The organism is Naasia sp. SYSU D00057 (assembly GCF_017916505.1).
Taxonomy (GTDB): Bacteria; Actinomycetota; Actinomycetes; order Actinomycetales; family Microbacteriaceae; genus Naasia.
The window spans coordinates 238,706-254,940 of sequence record NZ_JAFMSZ010000004.1 but is presented as its reverse complement, the minus strand read 5'-3'; the positions used below and the strand labels follow the sequence as shown (position 1 = coordinate 254,940).

General features: G+C 71.9%; 15 protein-coding genes. 2 read left to right on the top strand and 13 right to left on the bottom strand.

The features are described from left to right. Positions 1-21: 21 nt before the first annotated feature. Together J3P36_RS14050 and J3P36_RS16425 are read right to left on the bottom strand one after the other, a co-directional pair. Positions 22-1,107, bottom strand: a complete 1,086-nt coding sequence (locus J3P36_RS14050) for a histidinol-phosphate transaminase (protein WP_210508848.1) — start codon at positions 1,105-1,107, stop codon at positions 22-24. Between the two features lie 46 nt (positions 1,108-1,153). Continuing rightward, positions 1,154-1,555 carry a LysM peptidoglycan-binding domain-containing protein gene (locus tag J3P36_RS16425; RefSeq protein ID WP_307807108.1) on the bottom strand — a complete coding sequence of 134 codons (402 nt, stop codon included), beginning with the start codon at positions 1,553-1,555 and terminating at the stop codon, positions 1,154-1,156. A 267-nt stretch (positions 1,556-1,822) separates the two neighbouring features. Between J3P36_RS16425 and lexA the strand changes: the two genes are divergently transcribed. After that, the gene (lexA, locus tag J3P36_RS14040) at positions 1,823-2,485 is read left to right on the top strand and encodes a transcriptional repressor LexA (RefSeq protein ID WP_210508846.1); all 663 of its coding nucleotides are present in this window, start codon (positions 1,823-1,825) and stop codon (positions 2,483-2,485) included. 164 nt (positions 2,486-2,649) lie between these two features. On the opposite strand, the gene hflX is transcribed toward lexA, so the two are convergent. After that, entirely contained in the window at positions 2,650-4,203 is a 1,554-nt protein-coding gene (hflX, locus tag J3P36_RS14035; RefSeq protein ID WP_210508845.1) for a GTPase HflX, read from the bottom strand. Between the two features lie 40 nt (positions 4,204-4,243). Here hflX and J3P36_RS14030 point away from each other — a divergent pair, with 40 nt between their 5' ends. After that, positions 4,244-4,879, top strand: a complete 636-nt coding sequence (locus tag J3P36_RS14030) for a class I SAM-dependent methyltransferase (protein ID WP_210508844.1) — start codon at positions 4,244-4,246, stop codon at positions 4,877-4,879. Positions 4,880-4,977: 98 nt separating this feature from the next. Here J3P36_RS14030 and dapF read toward each other — a convergent pair whose 3' ends face one another. The 10 genes from dapF to J3P36_RS13980 form a co-directional block, all read right to left on the bottom strand. Next, complete coding sequence (gene dapF / locus J3P36_RS14025) at positions 4,978-5,853, bottom strand: diaminopimelate epimerase (RefSeq protein WP_210508843.1); 876 nt, start codon at positions 5,851-5,853, stop codon at positions 4,978-4,980. 10 nt (positions 5,854-5,863) lie between these two features. Further along, entirely contained in the window at positions 5,864-6,796 is a 933-nt protein-coding gene (miaA, locus tag J3P36_RS14020) for a tRNA (adenosine(37)-N6)-dimethylallyltransferase MiaA (RefSeq protein ID WP_210508842.1), read from the bottom strand. Next, positions 6,793-8,307, bottom strand: a complete 1,515-nt coding sequence (miaB, locus tag J3P36_RS14015; protein ID WP_210508841.1) for a tRNA (N6-isopentenyl adenosine(37)-C2)-methylthiotransferase MiaB — start codon at positions 8,305-8,307, stop codon at positions 6,793-6,795. The genes miaA and miaB overlap by 4 nt, the downstream gene beginning before the upstream one ends. 666 nt (positions 8,308-8,973) lie before the next feature. Further along, the gene (locus J3P36_RS14010; protein ID WP_374100727.1) at positions 8,974-9,564 is read right to left on the bottom strand and encodes a regulatory protein RecX; all 591 of its coding nucleotides are present in this window, start codon (positions 9,562-9,564) and stop codon (positions 8,974-8,976) included. Between the two features lie 193 nt (positions 9,565-9,757). Beyond that, complete coding sequence (gene recA, locus J3P36_RS14005; protein ID WP_210508839.1) at positions 9,758-10,837, bottom strand: recombinase RecA; 1,080 nt, start codon at positions 10,835-10,837, stop codon at positions 9,758-9,760. Positions 10,838-11,072: 235 nt separating this feature from the next. Beyond that, positions 11,073-11,294 (bottom strand): DUF3046 domain-containing protein, encoded by a 222-nt coding sequence (locus J3P36_RS14000; protein ID WP_210508838.1) that lies wholly within the window; start codon positions 11,292-11,294, stop codon positions 11,073-11,075. 116 nt (positions 11,295-11,410) lie between these two features. Continuing rightward, positions 11,411-11,746 carry a helix-turn-helix domain-containing protein gene (locus J3P36_RS13995; protein WP_210508837.1) on the bottom strand — a complete coding sequence of 112 codons (336 nt, stop codon included), beginning with the start codon at positions 11,744-11,746 and terminating at the stop codon, positions 11,411-11,413. 145 nt (positions 11,747-11,891) lie between these two features. Next, entirely contained in the window at positions 11,892-12,356 is a 465-nt protein-coding gene (locus tag J3P36_RS13990; protein WP_210508836.1) for a CinA family protein, read from the bottom strand. After that, complete coding sequence (gene pgsA, locus J3P36_RS13985; protein ID WP_307807112.1) at positions 12,353-12,910, bottom strand: CDP-diacylglycerol--glycerol-3-phosphate 3-phosphatidyltransferase; 558 nt, start codon at positions 12,908-12,910, stop codon at positions 12,353-12,355. Before pgsA ends, J3P36_RS13990 begins: the two co-directional genes overlap by 4 nt. Positions 12,911-13,241: 331 nt before the next feature. After that, positions 13,242-16,046 (bottom strand): DNA translocase FtsK, encoded by a 2,805-nt coding sequence (locus J3P36_RS13980; RefSeq protein ID WP_210508834.1) that lies wholly within the window; start codon positions 16,044-16,046, stop codon positions 13,242-13,244. Positions 16,047-16,235: the final 189 nt, after the last annotated feature.

Here is a 16,235-nt window from a genome sequence, read left to right as displayed (position 1 = left end):
GGGCTGGGCCCCGCGCCCCGATCAGGCGGCGGCGCCGCCCACCTCCGCGAGGGCGCCGAGGAACTCGGACGTCTCGGCCTTGGTGCCGGCGCTCACGCGGAGCGTGTTCGGGATGCTGAGGTTGCGGACGAGCACGTCCCGCTCGAGAAGCTGGGCCCAGGTGCGGTCGGGATCCGCGACGCCGCCGAACAGCACGAAGTTGGCCTCGCTCGGCCACGGCGAGAAGCCGAGCTGCGGCAGCTCGCGCTCGATCCGGTCGCGCTGCGCCTTGATCTCGTCGACCATGGCGAGCATCTCGTCGGCGTGGGCCAGCGCGGCGATGGCGGCCGCCTGGGTGAGCGCCGACAGGTGGTACGGGAGGCGGACGAGCCGGAGCGCGTCGACGACCGCGGGATCCGCGGCCATGTAGCCGACGCGGGCCCCGGCGAAGGCGAACGCCTTGCTCATGGTGCGCGAGACGATCAGCCGCTCCCGGCCGGGCAGCAGCGTGAGCGCGTTCTCCTCGTCGGTCGGCATGAACTCGGCGTAGGCGGCGTCGACGAAGACCATGCCGTCGGTCGCGTCGTACGCCGCGCGGATGGTGTCGAGCGACAGGCCGGTGCCGGTGGGGTTGTTGGGTCCGCAGAGGAAGACCAGGTCCGGGCGGGTCCGCTCGATGTCTCGCACGACGGTCTCGGGCGAGATCTCGAATCCCTCGTCCCGGCGGCCCTCGACCCAGCGGGTGCCCGTCGCCCCCGCGAGGATCGAGTGCATTGAGTAGGTGGGCGGGAAGCCGAGCACGGAGCGGCCCGGGCCGCCGAAGGCCTGCAGCACCTGCTGGATGACCTCGTTGGAGCCGTTGCCGGCCCAGACCTGTCCGGCCTCCACGCCGTGACCCAGATAGCCGGCGAGCCGTTCCCGGAGGACCGTGAACTCGCGGTCGGGGTAGCGGTGCAGGGTGGTGACCGCCTCCGCCAGAGCGGCGACGATGTCCTCCGCCACATCCTCCGGCACCCCGTGGGTGTTCTCGTTGACGTTGAGGGCGACGCGCACGCTCTTCTGCGGAGCGCCGTAGGGCGAACGGCCGCGGAGGTCGTCGCGGAGCGGGAGGTCGGCGAGCGAAGTCACCGTGCGAGTTTAGGGCGGTTCCCGGGAGCACCCTCTCCGGCGCCGGTCAGGACGCGTACTGGGCGGGGATCGCGAGCGTCTGACCCGGCATCACGGCCGAGTCCTCGAGGCTGTTGAGCCGCTCGATCTCGCCGATGACCTCACGCGGGTCGGACGCGGGGGCGATCCGCTCGGCGATGGCCCAGAGGGACTCGCCGGCGCCGACGGTGACGGTCTCGAAGGAGGCGGATCCCTCCTCGGTCCCGGCGGAGACGGGCCCGGCGGAGGCCGGCGCGAGAACGGAGGCGAGGACGAGGCCGACGACCACAGGGGCGGTGGCCAGGGCGCCGAAGACCACGCGTCCGCGGGCGGTCAGACGCAGGGGGCGGCGGGCGGGAGTGCCGGCGGGGCGGCCGATGCGGGGGGCGGGAACCGCGCTGCGGGCGGGGGCGATGCTGATGGTGCTCACGGGATCCTCCTCGAGAGATCCCGCGGGCGGCCGCTCGGCCGGGAGAGGCCGCCCGCGGAGATGTGTTCCGAACATATCTTCGAATGTCGAACACCGCAAGCGATCCTCCTCGGCGCGTCCCTCCGCGACCGGTTCGAAGAAACACTCGAACGAATCGTTGTCGGACCGCACCCCACCGGATACAGTTTCGATGTTCGCCGCAAGGCAACCAGCAGCCTCCGACATCGGCTCATCAGGAGCCCGGAGCCTAGGAACGAGGGGGACGCGATGACCGCGGAGCGAAGCGGCACGAGGCGACGCACGAGCCTCAGTGACAAGCAGCAGGCGATCCTCGAGGTCATCCAGCGCTCCGTCGCCACCCGGGGGTACCCGCCGAGCATGCGCGAGATCGGCGACGCCGTCGGCCTCTCCTCACTCTCGAGCGTCACGCACCAGCTCGGCCAGCTCGAGCTTGCCGGCTACATCCGCCGCGACCCGAACCGCCCCCGCGCGCTCGAGGTCCTCATCGACGTGCCCGCGTCCGAGGCCCCGTCCGACACCAGCAGCCCCGTCGGCGACGCGGCCATGGTGCCGCTCGTCGGCCGGATCGCGGCCGGCATCCCGATCACCGCCGACCAGCAGGTCGAGGAGGTCGTGCCGCTCCCCCGCTCCCTGGTGGGCAAGGGCGAGCTCTTCATGCTCAAGGTGGTCGGCGAGTCGATGATCGACGCGGCGATCTGCGACGGCGACTGGGTCGTCGTCCGCACGCAGCGGAGCGCCGAGAACGGCGAGATCGTCGCCGCGATGCTCGACGGCGAAGCGACCGTGAAGGTCTTCCGCCAGCGCGACGGCCACACGTGGCTGCTCCCCCGCAACAGCGCGTTCGAGCCGATCCTCGGCGACGAGGCCGAGGTCCTCGGCAAGGTCGTGGCGGTCCTCCGCTCCGTCTGAGCGGCGTCCGGCGGCGTCTGCCCGCCGGAGCTGCCCCAACTGCTGAGCTATCCGGGCCGGATCGGCATCTCCGGGCCACCTAGGCGGCCCGGAAGTGCCGGATCGGCCCGTCAACGCCGAAACGGCCCCCGCGTCCGTTGGACCGGCGGCCGTTTCGTGTCACGTCAGGAGGCGGAGGCGTCCTCGACCAGGTAGGGCTCGAGGGCCGCGCGGTCCTCGGCGCCGACGCGGGCGTGCACGCGCGTGCCGGCCTCCTCGTAGGCGAGCCCGAGCACCTTGCCGCGCTCGTGCACCATGGCGACGAGGTCGCCCCGGTCGTAGGGGATCACGGCGTCGACCTCGAGCTCCGGCGTCGGCAGCAGGCCGGCCACGCGGGACAGCAGCTCCTCGATGCCCTCGCCGGTGCGGGCGGACACGAACACCGAGTTCGGCTCCAGGCCGCGGAGGACGAGGCGGTCGTCGTCGCCCACGAGGTCCGACTTGTTGAACACGACGAGCTCCGGGACGTCCCGCGCACCGACCTCGCCGATCACGTTGCGGACGGTCGCGAGCTGCGCGGCCGGGTCCGGGTGCGATCCGTCGACGACGTGGATGAGCACGTCGGCGTCGGCCGTCTCCTCGAGGGTGGAGCGGAACGCCTCCACCAGCTGGTGCGGCAGGTTGCGCACGAAGCCGACGGTGTCGGCGAGCGTGAACACCCGGCCGTCCGGGGTCTCGTAGCGGCGCACGGTGGCGTCGAGGGTCGCGAACAGCGCGTTCTCGACGAGCACGCCCGCCCGGGTGATCCGGTTGAGCAGCGACGACTTGCCGGCGTTCGTGTAGCCGACGATCGCGACCGACGGCACGGCGTTGCGGCGCCGGTTGGCGCGCTTCGCCTCACGGGCCGGCTTCATCTCCTTGATCTGGCGGCGCAGGCGCGCCATGCGGGAGTGGATGCGGCGGCGGTCGAGCTCGATCTTCGTCTCACCGGGACCACGGGAGCCCATGCCGGCGCCCGCGCCACCCACCTGGCCACCGGCCTGGCGGGACATCGACTCACCCCAGCCGCGGAGGCGCGGAAGGAGGTACTCGAGCTGGGCGAGCTCGACCTGCGCCTTGCCCTCCCGGCTCTTCGCGTGCTGGCTGAAGATGTCGAGGATGACCGCGGTGCGGTCGATCACCTTCACCCGGACGATGTCCTCGAGGGCACGCCGCTGGCTCGGGGCGAGCTCGGTGTCGGCGATCACGGTGTCCGCTCCGAGAGCGGCGACGCGGTCGCGCAGCTCGGCGGCCTTGCCGCTGCCGAGGTAGGTGCCGGGGTCCGGGAAGGGGCGGCGCTGCAGGAGACCGTCGAGCACGACGGCGCCAGCGGTCTCCGCCAGCGCGGCGAGCTCGCGCAGCGAGTTCTCCGCGTCCACCGTGCCGCCCTGCTGGTGCACGCCGATGAGGATGACGCGCTCGAGCCGCAGCTGCCGGTACTCGACCTCGGTGACGTCCTCGAGCTCGGTCGAGAGCCCGGTGACACGGCGAAGCGCCTGGCGCTCCTCGAGGTCGAACTGCTCGCCGTCCGTGCTCGGCTCGGCCTGCACCTGCTCGACGGGCGCGATCGGAGCCGTCGGTCCGAAGACGGCGCGGCCCGCGGCCCGGCGCTCGGCGGTCGCGAGCACTCGCGCCACCACGTCGTCGTCCGCTGCCCGCCGCTCGACCTCGGTGTCGGTGTCGGGAAGAGTCGGTTCCATTGTCGTCAAGACTAGATGTTCCATCCGTTAGGTTTCCTTGGTGCCAAGCCCCAGCGAGCGCCCGAGCCCGGACGCCCACTACTTCTCCTCCTCGCCGGAGGGACCGCTCCGCCCGCGGCGGATCCCGGTGACCCTCGCCGGCAGGAGCGCCGAGGTGACGACGGGTGCCGGGGTGTTCAGTCCGGAGCACGTCGACACGGGCACGCGCGTCCTGCTCGACACGGTCCCGCCGCCGCCCGCCGAGGGCGATCTGCTCGACCTCGGCTGCGGGTGGGGGCCCGTCGCGCTCACGCTCGCCCTGTCCTCCCCCGGGGCCACCGTGTGGGCGGTGGACGTCAACGAGAGGGCACTCGAGCTCACCCGCCGGAATGCCGAGGAGTGGGGGCTCACCAGGGTCAACGCCGTGACCCCCGACGCTGTTCCCGACGGCGTCGCGTTCGCGGCGATCTGGTCGAACCCGCCGATCCGCATCGGCAAGGCCGAGCTGCACGCCCTTCTCGAGCGCTGGCTGCCTCGCCTCGCCTCGGACGGCCACGCCTGGCTGGTCGTGCAGAAGAACCTCGGCTCCGACTCGCTGCAGCGCTGGCTGGCCGAGCGCTTCGCCGGCGACTTCGGGGTGACGCGCGCGGCGACCGCGAAGGCGTTCCGCGTCCTCGACGTCCACCGCCTGCCCTAGCGCGCTTCGGCGTCCGAGGGCTCGGCGCGGGTGGAACGTCCTCGCCGCGCCAGGAACGACACCCGCGGGCACGACGTTTCGCCCGCGCCGAGCGGAGGCTAGACCTCGAGCTCCCCCGAGAACACGAGGTCGGCGGGGCCGCTGAGGGCGACGTGCTCGCCATCCTGAGTGGGGAACATCCGGACGCCGAGGACGCCGCCCGGCACCTCCAGACGCCAGACGTTCGGGGCGCCCACGCCCGCCCAGTGGCGGGTCGCGAGGGCGGCGGCAGCCGCCCCCGTGCCGCAGGAGAGGGTCTCGCCGCTGCCGCGCTCGTGCACGCGCATGCGGATGCGACCGACCCCGTCGCGGACGAGCGGCTCGCGGGGCAGGACGAGCTCGACGTTCGCGCCCTCCGCGGGGTTGGGGTCGAGCGTCGGGGCGACCGTCAGGTCGGCGCCCGCGAGCTCTGCCTCGTCGGCGACCGCGATGACGATGTGCGGGTTGGGGAGGGTGATGCCGACGCCGGGGCGCGCGACGGGCAGGTCGCGCACGGAGACGAGCGTCTCCCCCGGCTGCAGGCGCCAGCGGCCGAGGTCGACCGAGAAGCCGATGCCGGCGCGCTGCAGGTCGCGGACGCCGCCCCGGGTGCCGATGGGGAGGGTGCTCCCCTCGTGCAGCACGGCGTGCCCCTCGTCCAGCAGGAAGCGGGTGAAGACGCGGATTCCGTTGCCGCACATCTCGGCGATGCTGCCGTCGGCGTTCCGGTAGTCCATGAACCACTCGGCGCGCGGCTCCTCGGCGAGGGCCGCGGCGCCCGCGCCGATGCTGCGGGAGCGCACGGCGCGGAGGATGCCGTCGGCGCCGACACCGAAGTGGCGGTCGCAGATGGCGGCCACCTGCTCCGGGCTGAGGTCCAGCTCGCCCTCGGGGTCGGCGATCAGCACGAAGTCGTTGCCGGTGCCGTGCCCCTTGGTGAAGGCGATCCTCGTCATGGCCTCAACCCTATTCGCGCGCGACGGCGTCGAGTGCCCGGCCGAGCACGTCCGGGCCGCCCGCCTCGAGCCGCACGGCCTCGCCCCAGCGGGCGAACCAGGACCGCTGACGGCGCACGTAGCGCCAGGTGAGCTGGATCGTCTCCTCGATCGCCTCGGGCAGCTCGCGCCGCCCCTGCAGGACGTCGACGGCCTGGGCGTAGCCGATGGCCCGGCGGGCGGTGGTGCCGCGCTCGAGGCCCACTGTGAGGAGCCCCCGCACCTCGTCGAGGAGGCCCTCGTCGAACATCGTCCGGGCCCGTACGGCCAGCCGCTCCTTGAGCTCGGGACGGCGCTCGTCGGGCACGTCGAGGAGGAGCACCCGGGCGGGCCGCCACTGCAGCGACTCGTCCGGCAGGCTCGCCGAATAGGGCAGCCCGGTGATCTCGATCACCTCGAGCGCCCGCACGACGCGGCGCCCGTTGCCGGGGTCGATGGAGGCCGCGGCGTCCGGGTCGCTCACGCGCAGGCGCTGCCACATCGCGCCGCTCCCCTGCTCGGCGAGCTCCGCCTCGAGCCGCTGCCGCACCGCGGCGTCGGTGCCGGGGAATCGGAAGTCGTGGAGGACCGCGGAGAGGTAGAGCCCCGAGCCGCCGACGAGGATCGGCACTCCGCCCCGCGCCTGGATCTCGTCGACGGCGGCGCGCGCGTCGCGCTGGTAGTCGGCGACCGTCGACGTCTCGGTCACGTCGAGCACGTCGAAGAGGTGGTGCGGGATGCCGCGACGCTCCGTGGGCGGCAGCTTCGCCGTGCCGATGTCCATGCCGCGGTAGAGCTGCATGGCGTCCGCGTTGACGATCTCGGCCCGCCGGCCCGCCGCCCTGAGCGCCTCGGCGATGTCGAGCGAGAGCGCCGTCTTGCCCGTTCCCGTCGGGCCGACGACCGCGACGAGGTCGGCGGTCACCGTCCGATGCGGAGGCTCGGCAGGCCGAGCGAGACCGGACCGCGCGTCGCGGGCGCGTCGGCCGCGGGCATCCCGCAGGACTCGGCCTCCGCGCGATCCCACGCGTCGCCGGCGCGGGTGGCGGTGATCGCGAGCGGCGCGCCCGTCGGGTCGTCGGCCAGCAGGTGGAACGGCGCGGCGTGCGTGATCGTCACGTCGACGAGGTCGCCGGGGCGCGGCACCGGCGATCCGGCGGGCACCTCGAAGTGCACGAGCCGGCTGTCGCGGGCCCGCCCGCTGAGCCGGTGCGTGGTGCCGTCCTTGCGCCCCTCGCCGGTGGAGACGAGCACCTCGACCCGACGCCCGACCTGGCGCAGGTTCTCCTCCCAGGAGATGCGCTCCTGCAGCTCGACGAGGCGCTCGTAGCGCTCCTGCACGACGGCCTTGGGCAGCTGGTCGGGCATGCTCGCGGCCGGGGTGCCGGGGCGGATGGAGTACTGGAACGTGAAGGCGGACGCGAAGCGTGCCTGCTCGACGACCCGCAGGGTGTCCTGGAAGTCCTCCTCGGTCTCCCCCGGGAAGCCGACGATGATGTCGGTGCTGATGGCGGCGTCCGGGATGCGAGCGCGGACCCGGTCGAGGATGCCGAGGAAGCGCTCCGACCGGTAGGAGCGGCGCATCGCCTTGAGGATGCGGTCGGAGCCGGACTGGAGCGGCATGTGCAGCTGCGGCATGACGGACGGCGTCTCCGCCATCGCGTCGATGACGTCGTCGGTGAACGCCGCAGGGTGCGGACTGGTGAAGCGGATGCGCTGCAGGCCCTCGATGGCACCGGCGGCGCGCAGCAGCTTGCCGAACGCCTGGCGGTCGCCGAACTCCACCCCGTAGGAGTTGACGTTCTGGCCGAGCAGCGTGACCTCGATGGCGCCGTCGTCGACGAGCGCCTGCACCTCGGCGAGGATCTCGCCCGGCCGGCGGTCCTTCTCCTTGCCGCGCAGCGTCGGGACGATGCAGAAGGTGCAGGTGTTGTTGCAGCCGACCGAGATGGAGACCCAGCCGCTGTAGGTGGACTCCCGCTTGGTGGGCAGCGTCGACGGGAAGACCTCGAGCGACTCGAGGATCTCGAGCTGGGCCTCGCCGTTGTGCCGGGCGCGCTCGAGGAGGCTCGGCAGCGAGCCCATGTTGTGCGTGCCGAAGACGACGTCGACCCAGGGCGCCTTCTCGAGGATGACGTTCTTGTCCTTCTGCGCGAGGCAGCCGCCGACGGCGATCTGCATGCCCGCGTGCCCCCGCTTGATGGAGGCGAGGTGGCCGAGGTTGCCGTAGAGCTTGTTGTCCGCGTTCTCGCGGACGGCGCAGGTGTTGATGACGACGACGTCCGGCTCGACCCCGTCGGCGCGGACGTAGCCGGCGGCCTCGAGCGATCCGCTCAGCCGCTCGGAGTCGTGCACGTTCATCTGACAGCCGTAGGTGCGGACCTCGTAGGTGCGCGGGCGGACGGCGTCCGCGGTCTCGATCCGTTCGGCGGTCATGCTCACGATCGGCAAGTGTACGTCGCGGCGCGGCGGCCCATCCGTCCGGCGGTCTGCGCGCCCTCGGGATGCCGCGGCCGCGACGGCGAGGCGGGTTCAGCCGGAACTCGCGCTGGGTTCAGCAGGCACTCGAGGCCTTCGGCAGGCACCGAGGTCTTCGGCAGGCACGTCCGGTCAGGTTCCGCCGGCTTCGGAGCGCTTCAGCAGGCAGATTCGCTGGGTTCAGCAGGCATCCGAGGGCTTCAGCAGGCAAAACCGGGCCCCTGGTGCCTGCTGAAGCCGCTTCGTGCCTGCTGAGCCCGGTTGAGTGCCTGCTGAAGCAGGGCCGTGCCGACTTCTGGGCAGGGTATGCGTCCGCCCGGCCCGTGGCAGCTGACCGAGCAGGGACTTCCACCCGTTCAGCAGGCACCCGAGGGGTTCAGCAGGCAAAACCGGGCCTGCGACGCCTGCTGGAGCCACTCCGTGCCTGCTGAACCTGACTCCGTTCCTGGTGGAGCCACCCCGTGCCTGCTGAACCCGGCTCCGTTCCTGCTGAAGCCACGCCGCGCCTGACGAACCTGACTCCGTTCCTGCTGAAAGCTTCCCCGTTCCTGCTGGAGCCACTCCTGCCTGCTGGAGCCCGGTTCAGTCCCTGCTGAGCCTCATCGGCCCGCCGTTCGGGCCAGGTCAGTCCTCGGGGCGGAGGGCGGCGTCCAGCGCGTGCTGCAGCACGGAGCCGGAGAAGCCGCGCCGCTGCAGGAAGCCCGCGAGCCGGCGACGGGCCGTCTGCTCGTCGTAGCTCGTCAGCTGGCGGGCCCGCTTCCGGGCGACGGCGACGGCGAGCTCCCGCTCCTCCTCGTCGTCGATCTCCTCGAGCGCGGCCTCGATGGCCTCGTCCGCCACTTTGCGGCGGCGCAGCTCGGCGACCACGGCGGAGCGGCCCTTGCCTTTGCGCTCGGTCTCAGTGCGCACGACCGACTCGGCGAGCCGGACGTCGTCGAGGTAGCGACTCTCGACGAGGCGCTCGATCTCCGCCTCCGCGTCCTCGGAGTCGATGCCGCGCTGGGCGAGCGTGTCGCGGAGCTCGGCGACAGACATGCCGCGCCGGGCGAGCGCCGAGACGCTGACGTTCTGTGCGCGGCGAGCAGCGCGCTCGGCGGCCCGGTCAGACCGGCCGGCGGCGTGGGTCTCGTCCGCAGTTGCCTCCCGCGGCTCGGCGGACCGGTCAGCCGGGGATCGGTCAGTCTCGGCGGACTCGGCGGCTTCCGACGGGAACATGCCGGCGAAGGTGATCGGAGCGCGCACCGGGGCCGGTGACAAGAACGGAGGCGATGCCTCGCCGGAGTCCTGCTCCTGCTCCTGCTCAGCCTGCTGCTTCGGCGGAGCGTCCGCTGGACGCCCCCGGTCGTCCCGCCCGAAGAGCGGAACGACCGGGGCGACCCATTGGGCGTCGCCCGAAACGGGCGGCACGTCAGGCGCCCTTGCGGGCGGCCATCTTCTGCTGGATCGGCACGGGACCGGCCGTCTCGGCGGCGGTACCGGCCTCGCCCGGCGCCTTGAGAACGCCGAGCTTCACGAGGATCTTCTTCTCGATCTCGTTGGCGATATCCGGATTGTTGAGCAGGAAGTTGCGGGCGTTCTCCTTGCCCTGGCCGAGCTGGTCGCCGTCGTAGGTGTACCAGGCACCCGACTTCTTGACGATGTTGTGCTCCACACCGAAGTCGATGAGGCTGCCCTCGCGGCTGATGCCGACGCCGTAGAGGATGTCGAACTCGGCCTGCTTGAACGGCGGCGCCATCTTGTTCTTGACCACCTTGACGCGGGTGCGGTTGCCGACCGCGTCCGTGCCGTCCTTCAGCGTCTCGATGCGGCGGATGTCGAGGCGGACCGACGCGTAGAACTTGAGCGCCTTGCCGCCCGCGGTGGTCTCGGGGCTTCCGAAGAAGACGCCGACCTTCTCGCGGAGCTGGTTGATGAAGATGGCGGTGGTCTTCGTCTGGTTGAGACCACCGGTCAGCTTGCGCAGCGCCTGCGACATGAGGCGGGCCTGGAGGCCGACGTGCGAGTCGCCCATGTCGCCCTCGAGCTCGGCGCGGGGCACGAGCGCCGCGACGGAGTCGATGACGACCAGGTCGATCGAGCCGGAGCGGACGAGCATGTCCGCGATCTCGAGCGCCTGCTCACCGGTGTCGGGCTGGGAGACGAGGAGGGAGTCGATGTCGACGCCGAGCTTCTTCGCGTACTCCGGGTCGAGCGCGTGCTCCGCGTCGATGAACGCGGCGATGCCGCCCTTGCGCTGCGCGTTCGCGATCGCGTGGAGCGTGAGGGTCGTCTTTCCGGACGACTCCGGGCCGTAGATCTCGACGATGCGGCCGCGCGGAAGACCGCCGATGCCGAGCGCGACGTCGAGCGCGATGGACCCGGTGGGGATGATCTCGATCGGCGCGCGCTCCTCGGTGCCGAGGCGCATGACGGAGCCCTTGCCGAACTGGCGATCGATCTGGGCGAGGGCGGTCTCGAGGGCCTTCTCGCGGTCTGCGGGTGAGGGCATGGGATCTCCTGAATGTCGAAAATGGCGGCCTATAGGCTGTCGCCCGCGTCCGGCGCGGTCCGGTGCGACAAGGCTCTTTCGGTGTTCTCGCCGGCTGTCTCCGACGGTAGACGCGGCCTCCGACATCGCGGTCGGAGGGGCGCTTCCGGTGGAGGATTCCCCTGCTCGGTCACCTGTGAAGGACACTACGACTCTTCGAAGGTATCTTCGAGAGCGCGGCGGCGTGTCGCGGAGGCTATCCGACCGCCGGTCGGCCCCGCCCGTGCCAGCGCTCACGGGGCACTCCGGCGGCCTTGCAGAGAGCCGTCCACACCTCGCCGGGACGGCGCCCGGCGGCGAGGGCCTGCTCAGGGGTGAGCCCGCCGAGCTCGTCGATCACGAGCTCGCGGACGAGCGCGCGTCCGTACGCGTCGCCGAACTCCTCGGCGACCGCGAATTGGAACTCGCTCAGTCGCATCCCGCCACGCTATCAATCACATCGGGGCGCTCGGAGGGCCCCGGAACGTCCCCGAACCGCCCCCGGAAACGGCGAACGCCCCGCCGGAGCGGGGCGTTCGAGTGGACGTGCGCCCGTCAGCGGGCGACGAGGTCCGCGTCGAGGTCCTTCGCGAACGAGTCGTTGCCGAACCGCTCGCTGAGGTCGGCCGGAACGGTGTCCGGGATGACGTCGATGCCTTCGATGACGGCCAGGCGGTCGCCGACCTCGCGCATGATGACCGAGATGGGGGTGTCGAGCGCATCCGCGACCGAAGCGAGGATCTCGGAGGAGGCCTCCTTCTGGCCGCGCTCGACCTCGCTGAGATAACCGAGGGCGACACTCGCCTTGCTGGCCACCTGCCGGAGGGTGCGTCCCTTCTGCAGACGGAAGTCGCGCAGAACGTCGCCAAGCTCCTGACGAACTAGAACCACTGTCCCTCCCTACTGTGCGTTGCCTCGTGATTGCGGGTGGTGGGGGAACCATACCCCGACCGTGCCTCACACCCTACTGAGACGCGTTGTGTGTTGCTTGTGAGCACATAAGACATAACCTTCCCGGAACCTGCGCTATTCCGGCTCAACCGGGAGCGTCGGCGGCCAGGTCGAGCACGGCCTCCACTGCGGCGGCGCGGATGGCGGCCCGGTCTCCGGACAGCGTCAGGGGGACGACGACGGTGCCCGAGTCGGTGGCGGCGGCGACGAACACCTCGCCGGGCGCATGCCCGTCCTGCGGGTCGGGCCCTGCGACGCCCGTGGTGGCGAGGCCGACATCGGCGCCGCACACGCGGCGGACGCCCTCGGCCATCTGCCGCGCCACCTCGGGGTGCACCGCGCCGTGCTCGAGAAGCAGCGTGGCGTCGACGCCGAGGATCGTCGCCTTGAGGTCGGTGGCGTACGAGACGATCCCTCCCCGGAACACCGAGGAGGCGCCGGGCACGCGGACCAGGGCGTCGGCGAGGAGACCACCCGTGAGGGACTCGGCGACGGCCAGGGTGAGGCCCCGCGCGGCGAGGGCGGCGAGCAGGGTCTCGGCGCGGGTCACCGGCGCCGGTTCTGCTGCCGCGCCTGCCAGAGGTAGTCGAGGCCGGTGACGACGGTGAGGATGACGGCGAGGACGATGAGGACGACGCCCGTGCCGACGATCCACGGCACGGCTGCGTCGAACCCGAGCGAGTCGGCGAGGGCCGGCAGCGGCGTGAGCAGGTACGAGATGGCGACCGACTGGATGACGGTCTTCAGCTTCCCGCCACGGGACGCCGGGATGACACGGTCGCGGAGGACGCTGAACCGGAAGACGGTGATGCCGATCTCGCGGACGAGGATGAGGGCGGTCACCCACCAGGGCAGCTCGCCGAGCAGCGACAGCGCGACGAGGGCGCCGCCGATGAGCACCTTGTCGGCGATCGGGTCGAGCATGATGCCGACGTTGGTGACCAGGTTGCGGCGGCGGGCGAGCAGGCCGTCGACGCCGTCGGTGGCGATGCCGACGATGAACAGCGCGGCCGCGATCCAGCGGAGGGTGCCGCCGCGCCCGTCGTCGGCCAGCAGCAGCCACAGGAAGACGGGGGCGAAGAGGATGCGGACGACGGTGATGATGTTGGCGACGTTGCCGTCGCTGGCCTTGCCCTCGCCCTTCTGGACGACGCGGCCGCGGGCCCGCTCGACGACCTTCGCCTGGCCGCGCGCATAGCTGGCGCGAGCGCGGACCGTGGCCCGCCGTGCGCGCTCCCGCGACGTGCTCGAGGCTGCGCCGCCGTGGTTCCGAGCCACTCCCACTCCCCTGCCACCCGGGCCGCCTCGAAGAGGAGCCGTCCGTTGAATGGTACCGCCGAAGCCGGCGATGCCCCCGCCCGCGGTGGTGTCCCGCCCCCGCAACGGTCGAGGTCGCGCTGTCCCACGTCAGCGGCAACCCGCTGCCCGCGGAGCGTCAGTCGCGGCCGGTGAGGCCCCAGGCGTCCTCGGACTCGGACGCGTCGACGACCTCATAGCCGGCGAACTGGTCCTCCACCGGGTCGGATGCGGGACCGCGGCCGGAGGGGCCCGATCCGTCGAGCGGCATCTGGACGGCCGACGGCGCTCCGCCGGGCTCCTCGCCGCGCATCTTCGCCAGCACGCCGGGCAGCTGCTCGACCGTGACGAGGACGTCGCGGGCCTTCGATCCCTCGGAGGGGCCGACGACCTCGCGCGACTCGAGGAGGTCCATGAGCCGGCCGGCCTTCGCGAACCCGACGCGCAGCTTGCGCTGCAGCATCGACGTGGAGCCGAACTGGGTGGTCACGACGAGCTCGGTGGCCTGCAGGAGCAGGTCGAGGTCGTCTCCGATGTCGGCGTCGATCTCCTTGCGCTCGACGACGGCGGCGACGTCCTGCCGGTACTCGGGGCGGCCCTGCATCGTGCAGTGCTCGACGACCTTCGCGATCTCGGCCTCGGTCACCCACGCGCCCTGCGTGCGGATGGCCTTCGAGGCGCCCATCGGCAGGAAGAGGCCGTCACCCTGGCCGATGAGCTTGTCGGCGCCCGGCTGGTCGAGGATGACGCGCGAGTCGGTGACGCTCGTCACCGCGAACGCGAGCCGCGACGGCACGTTGGCCTTGATCAGACCGGTGACGACGTTGACGCTCGGGCGCTGCGTCGCGAGCACCAGGTGAATGCCGGACGCGCGGGCGAGCTGCGTGATGCGAACGATCGAGTCCTCGACGTCGCGCGGCGCGACCATCATGAGGTCGGCGAGCTCGTCGACCACGACGAGCAGGTAGGGGTACGGCTTGAGCACGCGCTCGCTGCCGGCGGGGAGGATGATCTCGCCCGCCACGACGGCGGCGTTGAAGTCGTCGATGTGCTTGAACCCGAACGACGCGAGGTCGTCGTAGCGCATGTCCATCTCCTTCACGACCCACTGCAGCGCCTCGGCCGCCTTCTTGGGGTTCGTGATGATGGGCGTGATGAGGTGCGGGACGCCGGCGTAGGCGGTGAGCTCGACGCGCTTCGGGTCGACGAGGACCATGCGCACCTCGGACGGCGTCGCCCGCATGAGCAGGGACGTGATCATCGAGTTGACGAAGCTCGACTTTCCCGAGCCGGTGGAGCCGGCGACCAGGAGGTGCGGCATCTTCGCGAGGTTCGCGACGACGAAGCCGCCCTCGACGTCCTTGCCGACGCCGATCGTCATCGGGTGCTTGCTCTTCAGCGCGGCCGCGGAGCGCAGCACGTCGGCGAGGGCGACGGTCTCACGGTCCGGGTTCGGGATCTCGACGCCGATGGCGCTCTTGCCCGGGATGGGCGAGAGGATGCGCACCTCGTTGGAGGCCACCGCGTAGGCGATGTTCTTCTCGAGCGCGATGACCTTCTCGACCTTCACGCCGTGCCCGAGCTCGACCTCGTACCGGGTGACTGTCGGACCGCGGGAGAAGCCGGTGACCTTCGCGTCGACCGAGAACTGGGTGAGCACGCCGGTGATGGCGGCGATCATCTGGTCGTTCGCCTCGGACCGCGTCTTCGCGGGCTCGCCCGGGGTGAGGGAGCCCATCGGCGGGAGCCGGTAGGGCCCGGACGGGATCGGCGTCGCGAACTCGGGCTCGGCCTCCGCCTCGGGCTCGGCCTCCGGCGCGATCGGCCCGACCGCGGCCGGAACCGGCTGGATCACCTCGGTTGCATTCGCGTTCGGCGTGATCGGGGTGACGGGCGCCGTGTCGCCCTTCTTCAGCATGTCCTCGAGGAGCTCGATGCCGAAGTCGGCGCTGTCGTCCGGCGGCTGCACCGCTCCGGGCGCGGTGCCCGTCGCGGCCGCCGGGGGCTCCCCGGCGACGCCGAGCACGTCGGTGAACGACTGCTCCACGATCGGGGTGTCGAAGGCGCGGTCGGCCTCCCGCTTGGTCTTGTTGCGGCGCCACCAGGGCAGGCTCTCGGGGTCGACCGGCTCGTCGTCGGGCGAGAAGAGGTCGTCGAGCGTGCTCGTCGCCGCCGTGTCCTTGCTGCCGCGCTTGCCCGTCGCCTTCGCCGGCGGGGCCTCCTCCTCGGTCTCGGCGCCGAACAGGTAGGCGTAGAGCTGGCGGAGGCGGTCGGCGACGTGGGTCGGGGGCGTCTTCGTGATGATGAAGAGGGAGAGCAGCGCGAGGAGCCCGAAGACGAGGGTCGCTCCCACGGGCGTGATGAGCCAGGCGAGCGGAGCGCCGGTCAGCCAGCCGAAGACGCCGCCGCCCAGGGCGATCGCGTCGATGCCGTCACTCGGCGCCGGCGTGCCGGACCAGAGGTAGCAGATGCCCGCGACGGACACGAGGAGGATGGCGAGGCCGATCCCGATCCGGCCGTTGTCCTCCACCGAGCTCGGGTGCCGGAAGAGCCAGATCGCGAAGATGAAGAGGACGACGGGCAGCGCGAAGGCGACCCGGCCGAAGAGCCCGCCGAACGTCCAGGCGTCGAGGGTCATGGCGACGGGCTCTCCGACGAAGAACCACTCGACGACGGCGCCGGTAACCGCGAGCACGAAGAGCAGGAACGGCACGCCGTCGCGCCGCTCCTCCTTCGCGAGCTTCTCGGGACCGAGGGCCCTGAAGGTGGCGCCGGTCGCGTGCGCGAGGCCCATCCACGCCTTGGCGAGAAGCCCCTGCTCCTCCTGGATGACGGGATACTTCTTGGTCCGCTGCGTCGTCGACGTGCGGCTGCGTGGCTTCGCTCCCGCACTGCGGGTCGCCGTCGTGCGGGCACGGCTCGTCGTCCTGGTGCCTCCAGCCATGCCGCCCACCCTACGTCCGGCCCCCGTCACACCCCCGGTGACACGCGCGCGGCGGCTGCGCCCGTTCGGGGAACGGTCGGCGACAATCCCCGGCGGTCAGCAGGACTTTCCGCATTCAGCAGGACTTTCCGAGCCGCTTCCTCCTGCTGGATGCAGGAAGTCCTGCGGAGTGCGGCGCGGCGCCCCCGC